Annotated in this window: 19 protein-coding genes and 6 pseudogenes; 20 read left to right on the top strand and 5 right to left on the bottom strand. The window is 31.9% G+C overall.

All coding sequences use genetic code 11. The features are described 5' to 3' along the window. The first annotated feature begins 11 nt into the window (after positions 1 to 11). Positions 12 to 1,043 carry an alpha/beta hydrolase gene (locus ABLV95_RS01065; protein ID WP_460876168.1) on the top strand — a complete coding sequence of 344 codons (1,032 nt, stop codon included), beginning with the start codon at positions 12 to 14 and terminating at the stop codon, positions 1,041 to 1,043. A 226-nt stretch (positions 1,044 to 1,269) separates the two neighbouring features. Here ABLV95_RS01065 and ABLV95_RS01070 read toward each other — a convergent pair. Then, a pseudogene (locus tag ABLV95_RS01070) lies at positions 1,270 to 1,777 on the bottom strand (N-acetyltransferase family protein). Between the two features lie 121 nt (positions 1,778 to 1,898). Between ABLV95_RS01070 and ABLV95_RS01075 the strand changes: the two are divergent. From ABLV95_RS01075 to ABLV95_RS01095, 5 genes and pseudogenes are all read left to right on the top strand, one after another. After that, positions 1,899 to 2,816, top strand: a complete 918-nt coding sequence (locus ABLV95_RS01075) for a 3-beta hydroxysteroid dehydrogenase (protein WP_460876170.1) — start codon at positions 1,899 to 1,901, stop codon at positions 2,814 to 2,816. A 16-nt stretch (positions 2,817 to 2,832) separates the two neighbouring features. Next, positions 2,833 to 3,508: pseudogene (locus ABLV95_RS01080) on the top strand (response regulator transcription factor). After that, positions 3,501 to 4,529: a sensor histidine kinase gene (locus ABLV95_RS01085; protein ID WP_460876172.1), complete on the top strand. Its 1,029-nt coding sequence runs from the start codon at positions 3,501 to 3,503 to the stop codon at positions 4,527 to 4,529. Before ABLV95_RS01080 ends, ABLV95_RS01085 begins: the two are co-directional and overlap by 8 nt. A gap of 369 nt (positions 4,530 to 4,898) precedes the next feature. Beyond that, positions 4,899 to 5,516: a DUF47 domain-containing protein gene (locus ABLV95_RS01090; RefSeq protein ID WP_002508370.1), complete on the top strand. Its 618-nt coding sequence runs from the start codon at positions 4,899 to 4,901 to the stop codon at positions 5,514 to 5,516. A 13-nt stretch (positions 5,517 to 5,529) separates the two neighbouring features. After that, positions 5,530 to 6,537: an anion permease gene (locus ABLV95_RS01095; RefSeq protein WP_460876174.1), complete on the top strand. Its 1,008-nt coding sequence runs from the start codon at positions 5,530 to 5,532 to the stop codon at positions 6,535 to 6,537. A 326-nt stretch (positions 6,538 to 6,863) separates the two neighbouring features. On the opposite strand, the gene ABLV95_RS01100 is transcribed toward ABLV95_RS01095, so the two are convergent. Further along, complete coding sequence (locus tag ABLV95_RS01100) at positions 6,864 to 7,676, bottom strand: LysM peptidoglycan-binding domain-containing protein (protein ID WP_069815230.1); 813 nt, start codon at positions 7,674 to 7,676, stop codon at positions 6,864 to 6,866. A gap of 428 nt (positions 7,677 to 8,104) precedes the next feature. On the opposite strand from ABLV95_RS01100, the gene ABLV95_RS01105 reads away from it, so the two are divergent. The 4 genes and pseudogenes from ABLV95_RS01105 to ABLV95_RS01120 all read left to right on the top strand — a co-directional run bounded on the left by ABLV95_RS01105 (position 8,105) and on the right by ABLV95_RS01120 (position 10,906). After that, positions 8,105 to 8,764, top strand: a complete 660-nt coding sequence (locus tag ABLV95_RS01105) for a Bax inhibitor-1/YccA family protein (protein WP_069815232.1) — start codon at positions 8,105 to 8,107, stop codon at positions 8,762 to 8,764. Positions 8,765 to 9,098: 334 nt separating this feature from the next. Beyond that, positions 9,099 to 9,456: pseudogene (locus ABLV95_RS01110) on the top strand (transcriptional regulator, SarA/Rot family). Between the two features lie 230 nt (positions 9,457 to 9,686). Continuing rightward, positions 9,687 to 10,403 carry a YebC/PmpR family DNA-binding transcriptional regulator gene (locus tag ABLV95_RS01115; RefSeq protein WP_069815234.1) on the top strand — a complete coding sequence of 239 codons (717 nt, stop codon included), beginning with the start codon at positions 9,687 to 9,689 and terminating at the stop codon, positions 10,401 to 10,403. 1 nt (position 10,404) lies between these two features. Continuing rightward, positions 10,405 to 10,906: pseudogene (locus tag ABLV95_RS01120) on the top strand (cupin domain-containing protein). A gap of 112 nt (positions 10,907 to 11,018) precedes the next feature. On the opposite strand, the pseudogene ABLV95_RS01125 reads toward ABLV95_RS01120, so the two are convergent. Beyond that, positions 11,019 to 12,133 (bottom strand): annotated as a pseudogene (locus ABLV95_RS01125) (5-methyltetrahydropteroyltriglutamate--homocysteine S-methyltransferase). Between the two features lie 212 nt (positions 12,134 to 12,345). Between ABLV95_RS01125 and ABLV95_RS01130 the strand changes: the two are divergent. The 5 genes and pseudogenes from ABLV95_RS01130 (at position 12,346) to ABLV95_RS01150 (ending at position 17,368) form a co-directional block, all read left to right on the top strand. Continuing rightward, a complete protein-coding gene (locus ABLV95_RS01130) occupies positions 12,346 to 13,074 on the top strand; it encodes a ribonuclease FAU-1 family protein (protein WP_427705304.1) in 729 nt (242 codons plus the stop codon). A gap of 215 nt (positions 13,075 to 13,289) precedes the next feature. Continuing rightward, a complete protein-coding gene (locus ABLV95_RS01135) occupies positions 13,290 to 14,144 on the top strand; it encodes a LysR family transcriptional regulator (protein WP_069815242.1) in 855 nt (284 codons plus the stop codon). Between the two features lie 95 nt (positions 14,145 to 14,239). Beyond that, positions 14,240 to 15,447: pseudogene (locus ABLV95_RS01140) on the top strand (sugar efflux transporter). 6 nt (positions 15,448 to 15,453) lie between these two features. Next, positions 15,454 to 15,942 carry a DUF456 domain-containing protein gene (locus ABLV95_RS01145; protein WP_069815247.1) on the top strand — a complete coding sequence of 163 codons (489 nt, stop codon included), beginning with the start codon at positions 15,454 to 15,456 and terminating at the stop codon, positions 15,940 to 15,942. A gap of 265 nt (positions 15,943 to 16,207) precedes the next feature. Then, positions 16,208 to 17,368 carry an MFS transporter gene (locus ABLV95_RS01150; protein WP_069832659.1) on the top strand — a complete coding sequence of 387 codons (1,161 nt, stop codon included), beginning with the start codon at positions 16,208 to 16,210 and terminating at the stop codon, positions 17,366 to 17,368. Between the two features lie 237 nt (positions 17,369 to 17,605). On the opposite strand, the gene ABLV95_RS01155 is transcribed toward ABLV95_RS01150, so the two are convergent. Next, positions 17,606 to 18,289: a DUF1129 family protein gene (locus ABLV95_RS01155; RefSeq protein ID WP_069832660.1), complete on the bottom strand. Its 684-nt coding sequence runs from the start codon at positions 18,287 to 18,289 to the stop codon at positions 17,606 to 17,608. Positions 18,290 to 18,384: 95 nt separating this feature from the next. On the opposite strand from ABLV95_RS01155, the gene ABLV95_RS01160 reads away from it, so the two are divergent. From ABLV95_RS01160 to ABLV95_RS01175, 4 genes are all read left to right on the top strand, one after another. Beyond that, positions 18,385 to 18,855, top strand: coding sequence for a GNAT family N-acetyltransferase (locus ABLV95_RS01160; protein WP_427705299.1), 471 nt, complete (start codon positions 18,385 to 18,387; stop codon positions 18,853 to 18,855). A gap of 42 nt (positions 18,856 to 18,897) precedes the next feature. Next, positions 18,898 to 19,104, top strand: a complete 207-nt coding sequence (locus tag ABLV95_RS01165; RefSeq protein ID WP_460876178.1) for an SA0632 family lipoprotein — start codon at positions 18,898 to 18,900, stop codon at positions 19,102 to 19,104. 387 nt (positions 19,105 to 19,491) lie between these two features. Continuing rightward, positions 19,492 to 19,788 (top strand): hypothetical protein, encoded by a 297-nt coding sequence (locus ABLV95_RS01170; RefSeq protein WP_069832662.1) that lies wholly within the window; start codon positions 19,492 to 19,494, stop codon positions 19,786 to 19,788. Positions 19,789 to 19,886: 98 nt separating this feature from the next. Next, positions 19,887 to 20,453 carry a GNAT family N-acetyltransferase gene (locus ABLV95_RS01175; protein WP_427705296.1) on the top strand — a complete coding sequence of 189 codons (567 nt, stop codon included), beginning with the start codon at positions 19,887 to 19,889 and terminating at the stop codon, positions 20,451 to 20,453. 168 nt (positions 20,454 to 20,621) lie between these two features. Here the strand turns inward: ABLV95_RS01175 and ABLV95_RS01180 are convergent, their stop codons facing one another. Further along, positions 20,622 to 22,052, bottom strand: a complete 1,431-nt coding sequence (locus ABLV95_RS01180) for an aminotransferase-like domain-containing protein (protein WP_427707565.1) — start codon at positions 22,050 to 22,052, stop codon at positions 20,622 to 20,624. Between the two features lie 182 nt (positions 22,053 to 22,234). Here ABLV95_RS01180 and ABLV95_RS01185 point away from each other — a divergent pair, with 182 nt between their 5' ends. Beyond that, positions 22,235 to 22,852 carry a LysE/ArgO family amino acid transporter gene (locus ABLV95_RS01185; RefSeq protein WP_427705294.1) on the top strand — a complete coding sequence of 206 codons (618 nt, stop codon included), beginning with the start codon at positions 22,235 to 22,237 and terminating at the stop codon, positions 22,850 to 22,852. Positions 22,853 to 22,978 lie beyond the last annotated feature (126 nt).

The raw sequence follows: 22,978 nt of genomic DNA on the forward strand, positions 1-22,978 counted from the left end.
GAAGGTCGAGCATGAAGAAAAAACATAAATGGACAATTATCGCTATTGTTGTTTTTGTTGTCGTTGCAATTGTGATTGCAATATTACTTAAGCAACAATATGACCGACAAAATGCGCAAGAATTTAAAGAAAAAGTACAAATTAATAATGAAAATGTAAATGCATTTACTAATATAACTTATAGCAGTGGGATACCCAATAGTCGCTTAGATATTTTAACGCCTACTGAATTAGATCAAGATAATAAATTGCCTGTCATTTTTTGGTTACATGGTGGAGGATTTATCGCAGGAGATAAACAATATAAAAATCCGTTATTATCAAAATTTGCTGAACAAGGTTATATCGTAGTGAATATTAATTACGCACTTGCACCTGACTATAAATACCCAACACAGTTAAAACAAATTGATCGTGCAGTTCAGTTTATCAAACAGAATAAACATGAGTTGCCTATAGATTTTGATCAAGTTGTTTTCGGTGGTGACTCAGCGGGCGCCCAATTATCCAGTCAATTTACAGCTATCCAAACAAATGAATCATTACGAGAAGATATGGAGTTTAACCAACAGTTTGAACCGGAACAAATAAAAGCGACAATCTTTTTTGGTGGCTTTTATGATATGAAAACGGTGAAAGAAACAGAGTTTCCTAGAATCCAGCTCTTTATGGAAAGTTACACTGGCAAGAGAGATTGGGAACAACAATTTAAATATATCAGTGAAATGTCTACGATAAACCAAGTGACAAAAGATTATCCACCGACATTTTTATCAGTAGGGGATGCAGATCCATTTTATAGTCAAAACATTGATTTTTATAAAAAACTAAAAGAAAAAGATGTTCCAGTTGATAAACTATTTTATGATGGATCACATAATTTGAGACATCAATACCAATTTCATATGCAATTACCGGAGTCACAGCAAAATATGAAAGATACATTGAGTTTCTTAAGTAGAAATACAAGCGCTTCTGGTGTAGAGAGAGAATTGAAGCCCGAATCAAAAAATCCTGAGGGTGTTCAATTGAATCCTTACTAATGAGTAAACAGTAAAATCAACTAGACGTAATAAAGTTATATAAAAGATTTCAAAAAAACAGCTTATAGATCTCCTGTAATGGAAACTATAAGCTGTTTTTAGTTCTAGTCGTGGGCTCATACAACGAAATGTTATGAGCAAAATTGGATTGCTGTTCCATTCCCATGTATTAATTTATACTTAAACAAGAATAGTGAAACGTTTAATATATAAACATTGAGGTAGACTAAAGTAATAACTTAGACATTATATATTTATTGAAATAACGCCCATCGATATAAAGTTTATCTCGAAGTTCGCCGTCAATTTGATATCCAGCAGACTTTAAATAAAGCTACCGCTGTTTCGTTTTCAGGGACTACAGAAACTTCAATGCGGCGAATGTTATGGTTTAAACACCATGCTTCAATAGAATTAATAAGTGATTGGCCAAGCCCTTTTTCGCGATAGTGTCTAATAACACCCATTGAAAAATGTGCTTCATGACGTGTACGTTCAAACTTTTCAGTTGTTACGATTGAAAAACCAACAAGTTCTCCGTTATTTTCGGCAACATATATCGCATTGGACGGTGATGTTATATAATGTTCCAAGTTTGAAACGGCATCACTGTTAGATGGCGCATATTCACCAGGATTATATATTAAATATTCAGATTCATCATAGATAGTAGTTAATAATTTTACAAATGGATCTATATCATTGATACCGATTTCACGAATTTGATGAACCATATGTGTCCACTCCTCATTTCTATTTTGCTGTTACTCAGTTATAGTATAACTTAACATCATTAGCATGATTTTACTAGGAGATATTTAAATAGAGACAAATTAAAATAAAGGAAGTATAACTATGAAACCTAATATTTTATTAGCAGGTGTAACAGGCTATATAGGGAAAAACTTAATACAATCTATTAAAGATGAGGCGACGCTTTTTACGATGTCGAAATATCCTAAAGAAGATGAGTTTCAAGAAGTGACATGGTTAAAAAAAGATATTTATAATTATAATGATGTCCTTGAGTCAATGGAAGGTATGGATATGGCCATCTATTATTTAGATCCAACCAAGCATTCAGCAAAGCTGACCAAAGCAACAGCTAGAGATATGAATTTAATTGCTGCTGATAATTTTGGACGTGCGACAGCTAAAAAAGGAATTAAAAAAATCATTTATATTAGTGGGAGTCGCTTTGATAATGAGTCAATAGAGCGATTGTCGGCGTATGGAACGCCTGTCGAAAAAACAGAAGTAAAAGTTTCACGACCTCATGTTGCAGTCGAGTTACAAGTTTCAAAGTATGATGATGTACGAAGTGCACTTAATGTACAATTGCCAATGAACTGGACCTTAAATCAAATGGTGGAATATTATTTTGATTGGTTAAATAAAACTAAAGGAACGATGTTACATACTTATAATGAAGGCGATAATTTTGTTGTCTATATCAAAGATAAACGCAATCCAATACTTGTACTTCATAAAACGATAACAGAAAGCGATATGATTACATTAAATTTAGTAGGTGGATCGATAGTAAAACCGAATCTAACGAAACAAGGAAAGTTAGAATTCCGAAAGTCGGAAGGAACACAAACTGTAATCGTCCATTTATATGATTATATTCCTAAACTCATCTGGCCAGCGTATTACTTGTTCCAATCGCCATTTCAAGATTTGATGATGAGAGGATTTGAAATAGATTGTCGTATAAAACATTTCAATGGTCGTATACAATCAGGTGAAGAAATAAAATATACTAAATAATTGAAAAGGTGATCATGTGGACATTTTATTAGTAGAAGATGATATGACATTATTTAAAGAACTGAGTGAAGAATTAGAACAATGGGACTTTCAAGTGCATGGCATCAGTGATTTTAATGATGTTATGTCAAAATTTGAAGAAGTGAATGCCTGCAATTGTAATTATGGATGTTAAATTGCCTAAGTATGATGGTTTCTATTGGACTCGAAAAATTAGAGAGGTCTCCAATACACCTATTCTATTCTTATCTTCACGGGATAACCCAATGGACCAAGTTATGAGTATGGAATTAGGCGCAGATGATTATGTCCAAAAACCATTTAATACGAGTGTACTTATTGCAAAACTACAAGCTATATATAGACGCGTCTATCAATTCAGTATTGATGAGAAGCGTGTACTGTCTTGGCAGGAAACGACTTTAGATTTATCTAAAGATAGCATTAGTAAAGGTGATGCTCAAATCTATTTATCTAAGACTGAAATGATTATCTTAGAAATGCTAGTGAAAAAGCAAAATCAAATCGTTACTAGAGATACTTTGATTACAGCATTGTGGGATGATGAAGCATTTGTAAGTGATAACACGTTAACTGTTAATGTGAATCGTTTAAGAAAAAAGTTAGCTGATATTGATATGAATGATGCGATTGAAACTAAAATAGGCAAAGGGTATATGGCGCATGGCTAACATTCAATGGTTATTTATCTTTCTACGCTCACGATTAAATTGGATACTTTGGCTCATATTATTACATTTCATTTTTCTATTTATTGCATATTTAGATTACGATATCAGTGTAAGTAGTATTTTTTATATTATTATTTTGAATTTAGGGATCTCAGTTATTTTTTTGTTATATACATATATAAAGGAAGTAAAATTTTTCAAACATTTGTACAATAACATCGAGCCTGAAGAACTAAAGCATAAATCTCTTGTCGATACACCATTTCAACAAGAGATGGTCAATTATTTGTATAATCAAATTACAAGTCAGAAAATGTTAGTTACAACTCAGAAAAAACAAATTCAAACAACTGAAGCGTCATTAACTGATTTCGTGCATGATATTAAGACACCAGTAACAGCAATGAAGCTACTGATCGAAAAAGAGCAAGATGTAGAGCGAAAGTACGCCTTGCTTTTTGAGTGGTCGAGAATTAATGGAATGTTAGACAGACAATTATTTTTAACGAGATTAGAGTTTCAAAATAATGATTTATATTTTGAACATGTAGCATTAAAACGTCTTATTATAGAAGAAATACAAATCACAAGGTATATTAGTCAATCTAAAGGCATTGATTACGATCTTGATTTTGAAGCGGACTATGATGTCTATACAGATACAAAATGGTGTCGGATGATGATAAGACAAATTTTATCTAATGCTATTAAATATAGTGAAGATAGTACAATTCACATTAAAGCTCATATAGTTAATAAACATGTAACACTTGAAATTATAGATGAAGGTAGAGGAATTAGTAAGAAAGATTTGCCGAGAATTTACGATAAAGGATTTACTTCCACTGCTTATCGTAATGAGACCACTTCATCGGGCATTGGTCTATATTTAGTAGGTAACGTTAAAGACAAATTAGGAATCCGAGTGGATATCACTTCAGAAGAACAAATTGGAACCAAGGCTTCATTTATGTTTCCTAATCAAAATGAACTTGTTGCAAGATTATCTGAAAAGCAATGAAATCTGTTATGATTTCATTGCTTTTTAATTATGAAATTCGCAAATTTAAAATGTGAACTATAATAAATTTTAGAAAAATATATTTCGGACAAAATTTTTGCTCCTACAAATTTTAAATGTTAAGAGATTGTAAATTTAATTGTGGAATTGTAAATTTTGTGCTATTTTCATATAAGGACAAATCAACATTTGTGAGATTTTTTAACCGGTATAGAAGCAAAGACTCATTTCCATGAACGTAAGGACACATTAAGTGATGATGAGTGAATTGTTAATCTTGCCAATTTTAATTTGTCTTAAAAGAGTTTTGATTTTTTAAATTTATTGAAGCTGATTGGAAACAGTCGCTGTAAATGGAGGATTTTTTGGATGTTTAACAAGAAAAAAGATAAGTTCATGGTGCAACTTGAAGAAATGGTCTTTAACTTAGATCGAGCGGCAATTGAGTTTGGGAAAATGGATTTTAATACGCACTTAGATCTGAAAGCTTATTCAGACAATATTAAAAAATATGAATCACACGGTGACGAATTAATGCATCAAGTGATTTCCGATTTAAACCAAACCTTCATCACACCAATTGAACGTGAGGATATCCTTTCATTATGTAATGCAATTGATGATGTTTTAGATGCAATAGAAGAAACGTCAGCGATGTTTGAAATGTATTCAATTGAATATACAGATGAATACATGGCTGAATTTGTTGATAATATCCAAAAAGCTATTGCAGAAATGAAATTAGCTGTTGGGTTACTTGTTGATAAAAAATTATCGCATATGCGTATTCATTCTATTAATATTAAAGAATTTGAAACAAATTGTGATGGCATTTTACGTCAATCAATCAAACATATTTTTAACAGTGAAACAGATCCAATAACGCTTATTAAAATAAAAGAAATTTATGAAAGCATGGAAGAAATTGCAGATAAATGTCAAGCTGTAGCGAATAACTTTGAAACTATAATTATGAAAAATAGCTAAGGAGTCCTAACTAATGGAATATATTTTAATCATCACAGTAGCTATCGTTATTTTTTCACTTATCTTTGACTTTATCAATGGTTTTCATGATACAGCCAATGCTGTCGCTACTGCTGTTTCAACCCGTGCATTAACGCCTAGAACTGCTATTATATTAGCATCAGTTATGAACTTTATTGGTGCATTAGCTTTTACTGGAGTTGCGGGTACAATAACTAAAGATATTGTAGACCCATTTAAATTAGAAAATGGGCTTGTTGTGGTGTTATCAGCGATCATTGCAGCAATTTTTTGGAACTTGCTTACTTGGTTTTATGGTATACCGAGTTCATCTTCTCATGCGTTAATTGGTTCCATTGCGAGTGCGGCTATCGCATCGCAAGGGTCGTTTGCCGTATTACACTATGAAGGTTTTACAAAAATCATTGCTGTATTACTGATATCACCAGTAATTGCTTTTTGTGTAGGTTTCATTATGTATTCAATTGTTAAAGTCGTATTTAAAAATGCAAACTTAACAAAATCAAATAGAAACTTTAGATTCTTCCAAATTTTCACAGCGTCGTTACAATCATTTTCACATGGTACCAACGATGCTCAAAAATCAATGGGTATTATTACATTAGCTTTAATCGTAGCTAACTTACAACCAGGTGGTTCTGTTGAACCACAATTGTGGGTTAAAATTGCCTGTGCCACTGCTATGGGGTTAGGAACAGCTGTTGGTGGTTGGAAAATCATTAAAACAGTTGGTGGTAATATAATGAAAATTCGTCCGGCTAATGGTGTTGCGGCAGATTTATCATCAGCTTTAACAATCTTTGTAGCATCTTCATTACATTTTCCGTTATCAACGACGCATGTTGTTTCTTCATCTATTCTAGGTGTAGGCTCATCTAATCGTATTAAAGGCGTGAAATGGAATACTGCGCAACGTATGATTGTTACATGGGTTATCACAATGCCGATTTCTGCAATTGTTGCTGCCCTTGTTTATTTCGTTATGAATATCTTCCTATAATTAGGTATGTTATAGCGTGATTAGCGTTTGAAGTATAAAAGAGTTTGGGCGTGATTGTCTATTCTCAAAATAAGACCGAGGCTGAGCATGTATTTTATGTCCCAGCCTCGGTCTTTTATTTATAGACATCAGTGACTTTGTTATAAGCATTTAATAAGATATGTTAGTAAGTAGGCAGTAAAAGCTATTTACAAGCTCATAAGACGACTGAGTGAGCTTATGAGTGATGTTGTATGTGATCTTGTTTAAAATAGTTCAAATAAAAAAGCAGTTAGCATTCTAAATAGAAGTCTAACTGCTTTTTTATTCAATATGAAATTCATACATTAATGAATATAATTATAGCTTGAAGCTTGTGAAGCTGGGATTGTACGATAATCTACTGTCCCTGGTGCAGTATTATAATTCATTTCTGAAATTAAAATACTACCATCTGGATTAACTTGTTCTACATAAGCTACGTGACCAATAGGGCCTTCGTAATTTTGCATAATTGAGCCAACGCTTGGTGTATTATTTACAGTATAACCATCTGCTGCTGCATTGTTTGCCCAATGATCAGCATTCCACCAATATGTGCTAATTGGTTTACCAGTCTCAGCTCTACGATTAAATACGTGCCATGTACATTGACCCCAATCGTATAGATTAGCATCACTTGCTGATGAACTACCTGTATTTTGGTTTGGTGTTGTTGTACCACCAGAACCGCCAGAACCACCAGTTGCCCCTGGAATTGTTAATGTTTGATTCGGATAGATTATGTATCCACTCAAATTGTTTGCTGATATAAGCTCATCTACTGAAACACCATAATTGTTTGCAATTGTGTTTAATGACTCACCAGATTCTACAGTATGCGTTGAGCCGCCAGATGATTGTGAAGAAGAGTTTGAACTTGAGCCTTGCTCTTGTGAACCACTTCCACCAATTTCAATAACTTGTCCCGGAAATACAATATTGTTATTGATATCATTACTTTGTTTGATTTCATCTACTGAAACACCGTATTGTTGTGAAATTGTCCAAAGTGACTCACCAGATTTCACTGTGTGTTGTGTTGATGCATCGGCTTCATGATTAGAAATAACCGCTGCAGCGCCTGAAGCAGCTGTTACTGCAAATGCTAACTTTTTCAAAAGAACTCCTCCTTCAATTCCTATATACCCTAAAAGCAGATATGTATTAAATATATGTGATAGTTTCTTTAATCTGAATTCACGTTCCATACTATCAAAAATCAGATGTTTTGTGTGTGTTGTTATAAAGATGTAATATTATTAATATTTGAGTGCAAAAAGGGTTAAGTCCCTCAAGACGCTTATTATGCGATTTATAAGACTTTATAAAGAGAGAATGGTATTTAGTTTTTTCGTATTTGTAACAATTAAGTTGCTTGTAGTTAGAAATAGATAGGATTAGCTCAATACACTTGGAAAATTATAAGAATTATGTTTGGTATGGTTTGAAATAGTGAAAGTTAAAGTATTACGTTTATTGAAGGTTATTGATGTTATTATAATATTCAAGTATTTAAATATTATTTTATAGTTAAGGAGTGAATCAATTGGCTGAAACGGCACAACATATAAATAAGCATAAACAACAGTCTAAAGATAAATCTAAGTCTCATGCTTATGGAAAAGTATGGCTCTTTTTTGTCTATTACTGGATTATTTTTGGCATTGGTTGTTACTTCGGACAATACTTGCCATTGGAATGGAGAAGACCTTTATCATTCGTATTACTTGGTTTAGTTCTTATCACTGTTATTTTTAACAGAGCGCGTAAATATGGTTTAGTCATTTCTCACATATATGCAATTGTAGTAGGATTGCTATCATTCGCAACATTTACGACATATATGCAAAATTTAGGACCTGAAGTATTCTATAAAAATGTAATTCTTGCCATTGCAGGATTTATGGTGTTCGGCATTATAGGCTTTTTTGTAATTGGTAATGCCGCAAGTATGGGTAAATATTTATTTGTAACATTAATAGCGCTAATTGTTGCAAGTTTGATTGGTATGTTTATTCAAAATTCATTGTTCCATACGATTATTACTGTGGTAGGTCTATTATTGTTCCTTCTTTACACATTATACGATTTTAATCGTATGAAACGGGGGCAATACTCACCAAGAGAAATGGGCTTTAATTTATTCATCAATTTATTACACATTATAAAATATGTTTTAAGACTAGCGAATAAATTTAGAAAATAAAGAAGCAACTATCGATAAAGTATTTGCTTTTTGATAATTAAGTAATTAACATGAGTACACCCTTAAAGTTGATTTTAGTATTTAACTTTAAGGGTGTATTTTTACATTCAGCGAATATTTAGTGATGAGACGATTTTAAAAAAGTGACCTAATTAGTGTTTATTATAATTTAGTTAAATTAATAAAAAAGTGTTGACAAATTTAATTATTTTATTCAAAATTACGTAAAGATAAAAGTATATTGATTCAAATAAAAAAATACAAAAATAAAACAGTGTTACTTCGCAAGGTGTTAGATACATTCATCATAATTTCAATTGGAGGTGTGATAGCAATGAATGAAGAGAAAAAGGCGCAATTTTTAAATGTTTATAAAGAATATAAAAGTTTAACGCATTACATAGAACAAAAATATAAACTGACAATCAATGATGTAGCAGTTTTAGAACTCATTCAGCAAAATTGTAGTGAAAAGCATATGTTGATGCGACCATTTTTAAAAATTGCTACTGCGGAATTGGATTTGAGTAGAACTAAAGTGCTTGCTTCCATTCGTCGTTTGATTGATCAAGATAGAGTAAGTAAGATACGTTCAACAGAAGATGAACGTAAAGTATACTTATTAATGAACGAAAAAAACGCAAGCACATTACAAGGCATTATTAGATGAAATTGAATCATATACTGAATAAAAAATGTGGATCAAGTAATGAGATGTCCTTTATTGATTCATATTTTGAGATGATTTAAAAGACTAGTGATACACATGAAATTCTGTTGCGTATGACTAGTCTTATTTATTATGTAATATATAAGGTGTGGTTATTTGTCATTTATATACGTAGTTCTATGTAATAGAGCTAAATTATTGTATAATATATCATGTTAATAAAAATATTTTTCGAGAAAGTGTGATGAAAGTATGGGACGTAAGTGGAATAATATTAAAGAGAAAAAAGCTCAAAAGGACAAAAATACAAGTCGAATTTACGCTAAATTCGGTAAAGAAATTTATGTAGCGGCTAAATCAGGTGAACCAGATCCGGAATCAAACCAGGCGCTAAGATTAACTTTAGAAAGAGCTAAGACTTATTCTGTACCGAATCATATTATTGATCGAGCGATAGAAAAAGCTAAGGGCGCAAGTGAAGAAAACTACGATGAATTAAGATATGAAGGCTTTGGACCAAATGGGTCAATGATTATCGTAGACGCATTAACAGAAAATGTGAATAGAACTGCTTCTGATGTACGTGCGGCTTTTGGTAAAAATGGCGGTAATATGGGTGTTTCTGGGTCAGTTGCGTATATGTTTGATCATACGGCTGTGTTTGGTATTGAAGGCAAATCAGCAGATGATACCTTAGAGGCATTGATGGAAAAAGATATCGATGTGAGAGACATTATTGAAGAAAATGGGTTAACTATTATTTACGCTGAGCCAGATCAATTTGCTCAAGTTCAAGATGCTCTACGTGAAACAGGTGTTGAAGAATTTAAGGTCGCTGAATTTGAGATGTTGCCACAATCAGATATAGAATTATCTGAAGAAGATCAAGAAGCGTTTGAAACCTTAGTTGATGCTTTAGAAGATTTAGAAGACGTTCAAAATGTTTTCCATAATGTGGATTTGAAGTAATATGGATGGAAATATTCAGTATTGGCTTAACCAATTAGATTTACAGCCACATCCAGAAGGTGGCTATTATAAAGAGGTTATCAAAGCTAATTCAAATTATCTAAATGAAAGAGCAAGCATATTCAAGTATTTATTTCTTGTTAACACATGACAATATATCGCATTTTCATCGTATTGATGCAGATGAAATATGGTATTATCACGCTGGGGATTCTCTAACAGTGCATATGATTGATCCGGATGGACATTATCAAAGTGTGACAATTGGTAAAGACCTTGAAACAGGTGATGTTCTACAATACGTGGTTCCAAAAGGGACGATTTTTGCGTCTTCGATTGAAGGTCAAAATGGTTATGCACTTGTTGGTTGCATGTGCCAACCTGCATTTGAATTTGAACATTTTGAACTACTTAGTAAAGAATGGTTAAATAATCAATTTCCAAGTTTAAAAGATGTTCATGAACGTTATGCCTTATCCGAAAGTGATATAGCTCGAAATTAGTTAATTTCTAATTTAAAACATCTGTATATGAATAAAGGCCTATCAGATTTTTAGAATCTGATAGGCCTCTCATTTTTAATATTAATACTTCGTACTGGTTAGTGAAGTAAGTTTATTTTGCTGTTCCAAAGACTTCATTTGCAATTTCTACAACGTAAGCTAGTTTGTTCCATTGCTCATCTTCAGTCAATTTATTGCCTTCTTCTGTTGAAGCAAAGCCACATTGTGGACTCAAACAAATTTGATCTAAATCAACATATTGTTGTGCTTCTTTAATACGTGCTAGGATGGCAGATTTATCTTCTAAGTCACCAGTTTTTGAAGTGAAAAGACCTAATACAGCTGCTGAATTTTCTTTAGGGAAGAAGCGTAATGGCTCAAAATCACCAGAACGATCATCATCATATTCTAAGAAAAAACCACCTAAATTTTCTTTGAATAAATAAGGTGCGACTGGCTCGTAACCACCTGAAATTGCCCAAGTAGATTGATAATTACCACGACAAATATGTGTAGTAATAAGTAGGTCTTCTGGTAAATCTTGGACTGCTTCATTTACAACACGATATGCAAGTTGACGTGCTCGCTTCTTTGTCTGCTTCAGTACGATCACGTCCACGTGTTTTCTGAGAACCAGAAGTTAGGTTAGCCCAATAAACATCATCTAATTGAATGTAACGCGCGCCTAATTCATAAAATTTGAGTAAACTTTCACGGTAAGCCTGAGCCACATCATGTGCATAAGCTTCGATATCTGGATAAATGTCTTCATTTAATATATTTGGATGGAACAATTGGTTTGGACTTGGGATAGATACTTTTGCTGTTGCACGTCCGTTAACTTTGTCATATAAAAATTTAAAGTGTTCAAAATGTGGATGATTTGGGTTAAAAGCGACTTTACTTTCAACTTTAACATTATGATTTCTTGTCTCAACACCTTCAAATGCTAAACCACGATCAGATGTATAGCCTTTGACGCCACCTAAATTTTCTAAGAAATCGAAATGCCACCAGACTTCTGCGGAATTCGCCATCAGTGATGCTATGTAAACCTACTTCTAGTTGTTTCTCTATGATGTGCTCAATTTCTTCGTCCTCGATATCTCGTAATGCTTGTGCATCGATGACTTCATTTTGATAATCTTTACGTGCATCTTTTAGGCGTTGTGGTCTTAATAAACTACCGACATGATCGGCTCTAAAAGGTCTTTGAATGACTGCCATGTTACTAGCTCCTTTATTTATAGAATTTTCAGAAAAATATAGATAAAATCTATCAAACTTTATTATAATTGTCAATTTCGCTTTTACACTATGAAATATAGTACAATAATAATAATTAAATTCGTGATACAAAATTGGAAGACGTTCAGTATAATCCATAAGATGACATAAAGTAAACAGTTTTATATAATAATGACAAGGAGTTGGTGACAGTGAAAGTAAAATATATTGATAAGCGTCACTGGCGTCGTATCATTGACAAAGAGTATACAGAAGTCAAAGTAAACAACAACAAGTTCAAGGGTATTATTGGTTTGGTGACGATGAAAAAAGTACGAGAACCATTAGAGGTCACAGTGGTGGGTCAAAATATTATTGTTGCGGATGATAACTATCAATGGCTACAAATCTTGCCCGAAAAAAAACGATATAGCATTACAGTGATGCTAGATGACAAGGGCAACCCATTAGAATATTACTTTGATATAAATATTAAGAATGTTACACAAAAAGGAAATGCACGTACAATAGATTTATGTTTAGATGTACTTGTATTGCCAAATGGGGAATATGAACTTGTAGATGAAGATGATTTACAACGTGCTTTAGACCAAGGACAAATTACTAAAAAACAATATCACGAAGCTTATATTATTGCGCATCAATTAATGATAAAAATTGAAGCTGATTTTTCAACTATGAAAGATAAAATTATGTATTGTTATTACAAGATTAAACAAAAATCAAAAAACCACAACCACCCATTACATGGTAAAACCAAACATAATGAGCATAAACATAAACCATATAAACATAAACCACACAAGCCACACGATCATAAACATCCAAACAAGCATATTAAAAATGAAAACCACAATCAGCAAAGTCACAATTACAACCAAAATTATCCAACGCATCGCGACTCAGAGCCAGAACATTAAGCTTATATGCACTTATATAATTGGATGATCTATGCATGGTGAATCGGTGTATGAGTATGATGTGAATCATGTTATAGTGACACTGCTAGATGATAAAGAATAAAGAACAGACATCATTTAAAGATTGAAATGATACTATGAAATGTTTTGAGAAAATGAATAACAATCAATAAATGAAGTGATTAAAAGTGCTTTTTAAAATATAGGGGGATAATATGAAGATTGACGATTATCGCTTGTTAACCACTTTAGATGAAACAAGAACACTAAGGAAAGCAGCAGAAATATTATATATTTCACAACCCGCAGTAACACAACGTTTAAAATCAATTGAAAATGCTTTTGGTGTAAATGTTTTTATACGTACTAAGAAACAATTGATTACCACAACAGAAGGTTCGATGATTATAGAGCATGCAAGAGATATGCTAAATAAAGAGCGTTTGTTTTTAGATAAAATGCAAGCGCACATTGGTGAAGTCAATGGTACGATTTCAATCGGTTGTTCTTCATTAATAGGACAAACTTTATTACCGCAAGTATTAAACTTATTTACACGCCAATTTCCTAATGTAGAAATTCAAGTTCAAGTAGGTTCGAGTGAACAAATTAAAGCAAACCATAGAGATTACCATGTGATGATTATACGTGGGAATAAAATTATGAACTTAAGTAACACACACTTATTTAATGATGAGCATTATTTTATTAATCCTAAAAATCGATATGAGGATGTTGATAAAATGCCATTTATTGAATTTCAAGCAGATCCCATTTATATTAACCAAATTAAAGAATGGTATGGGAGTCAAATTGGTCAAGATTATCATGCTATGATTACTGTTGATCAAGTGGCTACATGTAAAGAAATGTTGTTGAATGGTGTCGGTGTAACAATTTTACCTGAAATCATGATGAAGCATCTAGACCGTGATCAGTTTGAATTTAGACGTGTAAATATAGATGAAAAACCATTGATTCGTTCTACATTTTTAAGTTACGATTCTAGCATGTTACAATTGCCTCAAGTAGAATCATTTATCAATTTAATGATGGAATATGTTGAATAACATCAATGAGAGCTAATACATAAGCATTGATACATTGCGTATTTAAGTAATATACAAGAATTGACACCTAATTTATTAGAATAGAGGTTTGTTATATGTTTAGTGCTTTATTACATATTAAGAATTACAAACTATTTGTAGTCAATATGATGCTTTTAGGTATGGGAATCTCAATCACTGTACCTTATCTTATTTTATTTGCGACCAATGATTTGGGTATGACTTCTACACAATATGGTCTGCTATTAGCATTAGCGACAATCAGTCAATTTATAATGAACACGATTGTTGCACGCTTTTCTGATACACACAATATAAATAGGAAAGTCATAATTATTACAGCACTGTTAATGGGTGCTGTCAGTTTTTCTATTTACTTCTATATTCATGAAATATGGATATTTATTGTTATGTATGCTGTTTTTCAAGGATTTTTCGCGCCCGCAATGCCTCAAATGTACGCTTCAGCTAGAGAGTCTATCAATGTTTCTGCTTCAAGAGATAGAGCGAAGTTTGCGAATGCCGTATTGCGTTCCATGTTTTCATTTGGATTCCTGTTTGGTCCGTTAATCGGCGCTTTATTATTAGGTGTAAATGGTTATGCAGGGTTATTTACTGGAACTGTTACCATTATTTTATTTACACTGATGTTACAGGTATTCTTTTTAAAGATATCAAAACTAAACAAACAACAACTGATGTGAATCAAGTTGAGGCGAAAGCCCCTAACATGTTACATGACAAGGCATTATTAGTTCCATTTTTAGCCTTTATTTTATTACATATTGGCCAATGGATGTATACATTGAATATGCCGTTGTTTGTCACTAAATATTTGAATGAAGCTGAAGGATATGTAGGCGGGTTAGCCAGTCTATGTGCCGGTTTAGAAGTTCCATTTATGGTCGTGTTAGGTATTTTATCAGCTAAGCTCACGACACGTGTTTTACTGATGTTAGGTGGACTATTTGGTGGGCTATTTTACTTTAGTATTGGCGTATTTGAAAGTCTAGTGATGATGTTTGTGGGACAAGTATTTTTAGCTATTTTCTTAGCAATATTACTTGGTTTAGGCATCAGTTATTTCCAAGATATTTTACCGGATTTTCCAGGATATGCATCTACACTTTTTGCTAACGCGATGGTGATAGGTCAGTTATGTGGGAACTTATTAGGTGGAATTATGAGTCACTGGGTAGGTTTAGGTAATGTATTCTTTGTATCGGCGACAGCTATCTTTTTAGGTATGATATTAATATACTTTACGAAAGATCAAAAATTCACAGAAGAAAGTATGGAGTAGATAAAAATGACAGTAATTTTATGGCTATTAATTATCGCATCATTCGTCTTAGCATTTGTAGGTTTAATTAAACCTATTATTCCATCAGTGCTTGTATTATGGGTAGGGTTTTTAATTTATCAATTCGCATTTCATAATGGTAATTTATCATGGATATTCTATGTATCAATGATTTTATTCACTGTGTTTATTCTGGTAGCAGATTTCGTCATGAATAAATATTTTGTGAATAAATTTGGTGGTTCTAAGCTCAGCGAGTATGCGGCACTTATTGGTGTAATCGTAGGTTGCTTTGTATTTCCACCATTTGGAATTATTATTATTCCATTTATTGCGGTACTCGTTGTTGAAATGATACAAGAACCTAACTTTTCAAAGGCTTTAAAAGCAAGTTTTGGATCCATCGTAGCATTTTTAGCGAGTGCTGTTGCGCAAGGGATTATCATGTTTATCATGGTCGTGTGGTTCTTTATTGACGCATTACTAATTAATTAAAATTAGCGAGTTAGCTATTGTCATAAGAAGGGTAATTAAGTGTTCTAAGCGCTTTTAACTTTCATTTGATGATTGCTGACTTTTTTTGTGTTCTTAGTAGTATGATGATGTAATGCAATTTATTAAATGGATACAGCTAAAATTAAATGTAAGCGAATTATTTATAAAAATGGAAAGAAATCAAGCAATACCCTTGTTTTTGGCAACTGAATTTTAGTATAATCACAAAATGTGTGAAAAAATAAGAGTTTTGAAGGGAGTCAAAATGAAATATCCAATTGCTATATGGATGCTTGCAATCGGTGCGTTTGCAATAGGTATGACAGAATTTGTAATTATGGGGTTATTACCTAATATTGCACGAGATTTTGACGTAACTGTAAGTCAGGCAGGACAACTTATAACTGGCTATGCATTAGGTGTTGCAATCGGTGGGCCTATCATAGTTATGTTAACGATTAAATGGAATAGAAAATATTTATTACTCGCATTAATGGGTATTTTTATATTAGGGAATTTTGCTGCTTCATTTAGTACGAGTTATGGCTTTATGATGACGAGTCGTATTATTACATCGTTGGCTCATGGTTCATTCTTTGGTATAGGTTCTATTTTAGCCGCGAATATGGTGCGGCCAGAGAAACGTGCAAGTGCGATGGCACTAATGTTTATGGGATTAAGTTTAAGTAATATTTTAGGTGTACCATTCGGGACATTAATAGGTCAAAACTTTGGGTGGCCGATGACGTTTATCATTATTTCTATTATAGGGACATTAGCACTTATAGGTATTATTATTTTTGTGCCTATGCAACGTGACACGATAAAATCATCAATGAAAAAAGAATTACAAATTTTAAAAGAAAAACGTTTATGGTTAACATTAGCAGTGACATTATTTGGTTTCAGTAGTGTGTTTGCATACTTCACTTATATTTCTACAGTATTGACTGATGTATCAAATGTACAAGAAAACTTGATCTCTTATCTGTTAATTATTTTTGGAGTAGGTGTGACATTAGGTAACGTCGTAGGTGGTAAACTTGCGGATTGGAATTTAAATAAAGCATTACAAATTATTTTTTCTATCTTTATCGTTTACTTCCTATTATTATACTTTATACAAATGAATGGTTTCTTTATGGTAGCAGGCATATTCTTCTTTGGTTTAATCGGCTTTAGTATGAGTCCATCATTACAATTTAAAAGTACGATTATTTCTAAAGATGCGCCTACGCTTGCAAGTACATTAAACCAATCTGCATTTAATTTAGGTAATGCGCTAGGTGCCTTTATTGGTGGCGTTGTCGTGACGAATTTACCGATAGCATCATTAAGTTTAATTGCACCAATCTTAACTGCAATCGGTCTGGTATTCTTGTTTATTAGTATCGCTGTGGAGAGAAAAGAAGGCATGGCGCCTTAATAGCAACGCATATCACGTAACAATATGAATAAGAGAACTGGGACATAAATATCTCATTCTCAAATGAAAAGCACTAATCTATTAGTTTATAATAGATTAGTGCTTTTCTATTTAAAATATGTCGCTTTTGAAGGTGGACGCTAGGTGCACGTAGAAAATCAGGTGGTAGTAAGTACAGTACTTTATTAAAAGTCTAGGCATTATAACGAAATAGCCGCTGTTATTCAAAGAACAAAATTATAAAGATGTATTCGCATCTTTATTTGTATAATGATGATCAATAAATAAAGCGATAGGTATAACGACAAATGAGATTATAATAAAAGACCAATTACTAATTAATATATAAGGCCCAAATGCTAAAAATGATTGAGGAATGAAAAATACATAAAATATTGCATATAATAGTAATAAAATGACGATATACGTTAATATCCATGTCCAATGAGACTTTGTAAAACATTGCATTTGCACAGTTCGGAATATCATCCATATAAATAGAAAAATGATAAAAATGCCCACTAACACGACAAGAGGAAATGAATATAAATATAATCGTTTCGCACCAATGAAAAAGCCAATAAATCCTTTAAGAAAACAAAATATCCCAAATAACAAGAAAATATGCTGAATAATGTATTTGAAAATATTTAAAACTGTTTCGTTTGGTAATTTTTTGAGTTCCTTTTTGGCATGTGACTTAGGATCATGTTCAAAGAAATCCATGGCGAGTATGCCTTCTTTTTCAGCTTCTAATAATTGATTTAAAATACGATTTAACATTTTTTCAGAATCGTGAGGGTTAACACTTAAATCCGCTCGGACGTATGTCATGTAATTTTCGAATGCATCTCTATCTGTATTATTTAATCGTAAAGCTTTTACATTATTTTCTCGCATTAATTTGTCAGTAGATTTCATTTGAATTTCGCAGTCCTTTTTATAGAATGTAATGATAAGGATTATTATGACGAATATAACATTATAAATCAACATTACTTTTTAAAGGAGAAAATATGGAGAAACTTACACTTAAACAAAAACAATATATTACTAAAATCGCAGACATACATGAAAGTGAGCTTGCAAAACAAAATGAAGATTATCGGAAAAGTCGTTTATCTGTTGTACTACGTGAAGAAATGATAAATCATGGATTGAAATATAATACAGATATAGTATGGCTTGAAACACAGAAAGAACAACTTATAGGTTTTATTTGGGCACGCTATTTAAATGATTATAATAAAGTGATCATAGAAATGCTTCATGTTAATGAAGCATTTCGTAAACAGGGGATTGCTACGCGTTTTAAAAATGAAGTCGAAGCATGGGCAAGAGCACAAGGCGCTCAAAAAATTGAAAGCACAGTGGCCAACCACAATATTCAGATGCAACAATTAAATCTAAATATGGATTATCATGTTAGTAAAGTCATAATGACTAAAAATTTAAGGGTAAATAATGAAGATAATACAGAAAAATGATAAAATTAATTTATTATAATAGCATGAAAAAGGAGTATTTATATGAAAAAGTGTTTAGCACTCATATTAGCATCGACGATTGCATTAACCGCTTGTGGGAAAGATGATGAAAAAGCTTCTTTAGAAAAAGATATTGATAAATTAGAGAAGAAGAATAAAGATTTGAAAAAAGAAAAAGAAAAACTGGAAAAAGAACAAGATAAACTACAAGACCAGTCGAAAAATTTAGAGAAAGAAATCAATGTCTGAAACATAAAGCATACGATTTTAAGGCGTTATTCATTACTATTCTTATGTGTAATCTATAGTAAAAATGATTGGCTTTGTTACAAAATTGACGAACGAATTTCCGGAAAAATAAAATATTATTTGTATAACATATAGAAATCACATTTAATGCTATTTTAGATGATATTTCTTTATTTCCTAGGAAATCATTGTATTATGGTTTTAGTAATTGGTATAATGGGTATCATTAAACATAATAAAGATTAATATAAAACATACAAAATAAATTTTTAAAATATGAATTTTGGAATATAGGTCGATTATTATTCAGTAATATTCACTTCATAGGACAAATGTAAGAATGAAGTAGATTAATAAGTCGTCTATATAGAAAGAGGGGTAAGCATTATGCATGAACAAGATTTTAATTTATTAGAAGGTCGTTCAATTACTTTACCTGAATTAGGTAGAGAATTAGAAAGTATTACAGGTAGAGAAATAAAAGATTCAACAGGTGAAATCAAACGCGTGATTGCGCATTTACCTAACTTTGAATCTGATACAGATACGTTTGTTGCTACTTATAAATTAAACCATAAAAATGATTTTATTGATGCAACATTTACTGCACCCAAAAGTGAACGTAATCGCTTAAAAGAAGTAGCTGTTAATCTTGAATTAATTAGCTATATTACAAGAGCATAATCAAATTATAAATAATATTATGGTAGCGCGATATGAAAAGATTCATAACGCGTTACTTTTGTATAGAAAATTATATTTCCAGTATAGAGGTGTAACATATGACAGTTTATATTGAAACTGAACGTTTAAGGTTACGAGACTGGCAAGAGGAAGACTTATTATCATTCCAACAAATGAATGCGAATCAACAAGTTCGTAGATATTTCCCGAGTTTATTAAGTTATCAACGTTCAGAACACGATATGAATAAAATGAATGAAATGATATTAGATGATGGCATTGGTTTATTTGCTGTAGAACTTAAAGAAACCAATGGGTGGTTAGGTTTTATAGGTTTGAATTATGTGACAGAAGAGAGTGAATTTCCATTTGAAGAGTTACCATTTTATGAAATTGGTTGGCGACTCATTCCAGAAGTTTGGGGCAATGGCTTAGCTACTGAAGGTGCAGAAGCGGTATTGAAGTATGCGAAGGAACAAGGTTTAAATGAGGTATATGCTTTTACTGCGGAAAGTAATGAACCTTCACTCAAAGTGATGGAAAAAATAGGGATGGAAATTTATGATTATTTTGAACATCCAGAATTAAGTAAACATCATCCACTTCATAGACATGTAAGATATTATAAAAACTTAGCTATGTTAGGTGATGAAGGCTTAAGATAAGGTGTTTAATACGATGTGAAGTAAGCAGTTTATCTGAATATGTTAGTGGATTCAATGAGAAAAATTGTGAATATACATGAATTCAGGGTATACATCAACTTTTTTAAAATAATAAATCTCATCATTAGTTTTGAACCTAGTGATGAGATTTTCTTTTTTTAATATTACTTAATTTAAAGCAGTGGGTGTTTGAAATTGAATCAATTCACTTAATGATTTTAATGCTTTATCTATATCGTTAACATCTATATATGAATAAGAAAAGCGTATATAATCTTTGGATTTTGTATCATATATTTCTCCGGGATTGATTAAAATTTTGTGTTTTATAGCTTCGTCAAACAATATTTTCATATCAATAGGTACATTTAATTTAAACCATATATAAAAGGAACCTTTTGGTGTTTTCCAAGTGCCTAAAGCAATTAAGTGCGTGTTCAATGAATGTAAAAACACATCTCTTTTCTTTAAAAGTGCGTGCTTCAATTTGATTAAATGTCTTTCATGATAAGAAGGTGTATTGAGCCATTCAGTAGCAACGAATTGTGAAAGTGAACTTGCTCCATAATCATTTTGCATTTTTAAGTCGGCTAAATGTTGTACTACTGAAGGTTTTCCTATAATCCAACCAATTCTCAGGCCAGGACTCACAGTTTTCGACAAACTATTGAGATATAATATATTATCATTATCCTCAAAAGACTTTAATGGAAGTGGACGTTCATCACCAAAATATAAATCGCCATATACATCATCTTCTACAATTGGTATTCCAGCTTTTTTACATTGAATGATTAATTTTTGTTTTTCGTCTATTGTATATGAATGCGTGGTTGGATTATGTAATGTAGGAATACAATAAAAAATACTATTATTGTATGCTGATGTTGCATTAAAAATATTATTAATATTTCTTTTTATTTCAAAAATAGGTATATGTTTAATATCAGCTCTAATATTATGCCAAGTACGTATAGAATTAATGTATGATGGCGTTTCTATAATGATTTTCGATTGTGGGACGAGTAAGCCATCAGCAATTAACTTCAGGCCTTGCAAAGCACCGGAAGTGATACAAATATTCTCCTCATTACATATTATGCCTGATTTTTTTACATGGTTTGATATCGCTTGTCTTAATTTTAAACTACCTTGTGGGTGCTCATAGTTTGTATTAAGTAAGTCTTTTTCGCTTGTAGAAAGAATTGCTTTGAATTTTTCATTTGGAATTAAATCTGGACTAAGTTCTCCAGTGCTTAAGCGAGTTAAATTAGATTCAAACTCTAATTTGTTAATCATTTGTATAAAGTATTGATTGTTTTTTGAACTACTATTACTAATATATTTTTGCCAATTTGTATTGTTATTTATGTAAGTGTTCCACTTGTTGTCTGAAAGATAAAGTCCACTTCTTTCTTTTCCTTCTATAACACCATAACTTTGAAGAATATCTAAAGCTTGTATAATAGTTGAACGGTTTACATCGTAGTAGTTTGCCATTTCTCGTTGCGATGGCAATTTCATACCACGTTTAAATGTCTCATTATTTATTTTTGAAATGATATCATCGACGATTTTTTTGTATTTGGGTTTGAACATATATACGCTCCTATATAAAATCTGGTTGGTATTTTAATTAGCTTCTGGTTGGTCCGATTTCCTTGGATTTATTATAGTATAGTACTTATAGACCTTATATTCATATATTTTTAATGGAAAAAGATTTTGAAATTGGTCTGGTTTAATTTTGTAAATTTAAAATTGAGAAATGAGGAATAAACATGTTTCAACCATTAGCTCACGGCTTTTTACTAGCGCTGGGGTTGATTTTACCATTGGGTGCGCAAAATGTATTTGTATTTAATCAAGGTGCCAATCATAAGCGTATATATAAGTCGTTACCCGTAATTATTACAGCAGGTCTGTGTGATACATTTCTTATTGTGTTGGCAGTGTTGGGTGTATCGGTTATTTTACTCTCATTTCCCATATTGCAAGTTACTATTTATTGTATAGGTTTCGTTTTTTTATTATATATGGTTTGGTCGTTATGGAAAGTAAGGCCAGATGAAGTGAAGCGTTATCGACCAATGACAGCGAAGAAGCAAGTTGGTTTTGCGATTTCTGTATCGTTACTGAACCCACATGCAATTATGGACACGATTGGGGTCATTGGAACGAATGGGGCTATTTATGATGGTTTGGATAAAGTCGTGTTTACTATTTCAACTATAGTTATATCATGGGTTTGGTTTTTCTTTTTAGCAATTTCTGGAAAAATGATAGGTAACGTTGATAAAACAGGTAAATACATTCTGATATTAAATAAAGCGTCTGCTATTATCATTTTAATTGTTGCGGCTATGATTCTAAAACAATTAATAACGCTTTTACTATAGGAAGATGTAGTGAAATGAATGTGCGAACTTTTTTGTTAGAAAGCGCATAATAACATAAAAGGAGATAAGATTTGAGAAATCTTATCTCCTTTTATTGAAGTTTAGGATTTATATCCCAACGTTATG

Source organism: Staphylococcus sp. Mo2-1, assembly GCF_046721385.1.
GTDB classification, from domain to species: Bacteria; Bacillota; Bacilli; order Staphylococcales; family Staphylococcaceae; genus Staphylococcus; species Staphylococcus equorum_A.

What these genes read in the sequence shown, in the direction of transcription:
- ABLV95_RS01065 (WP_460876168.1), top strand. Translation starts at nt 12, where the DNA reads ATGAAGAAAAAACATAAATGGACAATTATCGCTATTGTTGTTTTTGTT.
- ABLV95_RS01075 (WP_460876170.1), top strand. Translation starts at nt 1,899, where the DNA reads ATGAAACCTAATATTTTATTAGCAGGTGTAACAGGCTATATAGGGAAA.
- ABLV95_RS01085 (WP_460876172.1), top strand. Translation starts at nt 3,501, where the DNA reads ATGGCTAACATTCAATGGTTATTTATCTTTCTACGCTCACGATTAAAT.
- ABLV95_RS01090 (WP_002508370.1), top strand. Translation starts at nt 4,899, where the DNA reads ATGTTTAACAAGAAAAAAGATAAGTTCATGGTGCAACTTGAAGAAATG.
- ABLV95_RS01095 (WP_460876174.1), top strand. Translation starts at nt 5,530, where the DNA reads ATGGAATATATTTTAATCATCACAGTAGCTATCGTTATTTTTTCACTT.
- ABLV95_RS01115 (WP_069815234.1), top strand. Translation starts at nt 9,687, where the DNA reads ATGGGACGTAAGTGGAATAATATTAAAGAGAAAAAAGCTCAAAAGGAC.
- ABLV95_RS01135 (WP_069815242.1), top strand. Translation starts at nt 13,290, where the DNA reads ATGAAGATTGACGATTATCGCTTGTTAACCACTTTAGATGAAACAAGA.
- ABLV95_RS01145 (WP_069815247.1), top strand. Translation starts at nt 15,454, where the DNA reads ATGACAGTAATTTTATGGCTATTAATTATCGCATCATTCGTCTTAGCA.
- ABLV95_RS01150 (WP_069832659.1), top strand. Translation starts at nt 16,208, where the DNA reads ATGAAATATCCAATTGCTATATGGATGCTTGCAATCGGTGCGTTTGCA.
- ABLV95_RS01155 (WP_069832660.1), bottom strand. Translation starts at nt 18,289, where the DNA reads ATGAAATCTACTGACAAATTAATGCGAGAAAATAATGTAAAAGCTTTA.
- ABLV95_RS01160 (WP_427705299.1), top strand. Translation starts at nt 18,385, where the DNA reads ATGGAGAAACTTACACTTAAACAAAAACAATATATTACTAAAATCGCA.
- ABLV95_RS01165 (WP_460876178.1), top strand. Translation starts at nt 18,898, where the DNA reads ATGAAAAAGTGTTTAGCACTCATATTAGCATCGACGATTGCATTAACC.
- ABLV95_RS01170 (WP_069832662.1), top strand. Translation starts at nt 19,492, where the DNA reads ATGCATGAACAAGATTTTAATTTATTAGAAGGTCGTTCAATTACTTTA.
- ABLV95_RS01175 (WP_427705296.1), top strand. Translation starts at nt 19,887, where the DNA reads ATGACAGTTTATATTGAAACTGAACGTTTAAGGTTACGAGACTGGCAA.
- ABLV95_RS01180 (WP_427707565.1), bottom strand. Translation starts at nt 22,052, where the DNA reads ATGTTCAAACCCAAATACAAAAAAATCGTCGATGATATCATTTCAAAA.
- ABLV95_RS01185 (WP_427705294.1), top strand. Translation starts at nt 22,235, where the DNA reads ATGTTTCAACCATTAGCTCACGGCTTTTTACTAGCGCTGGGGTTGATT.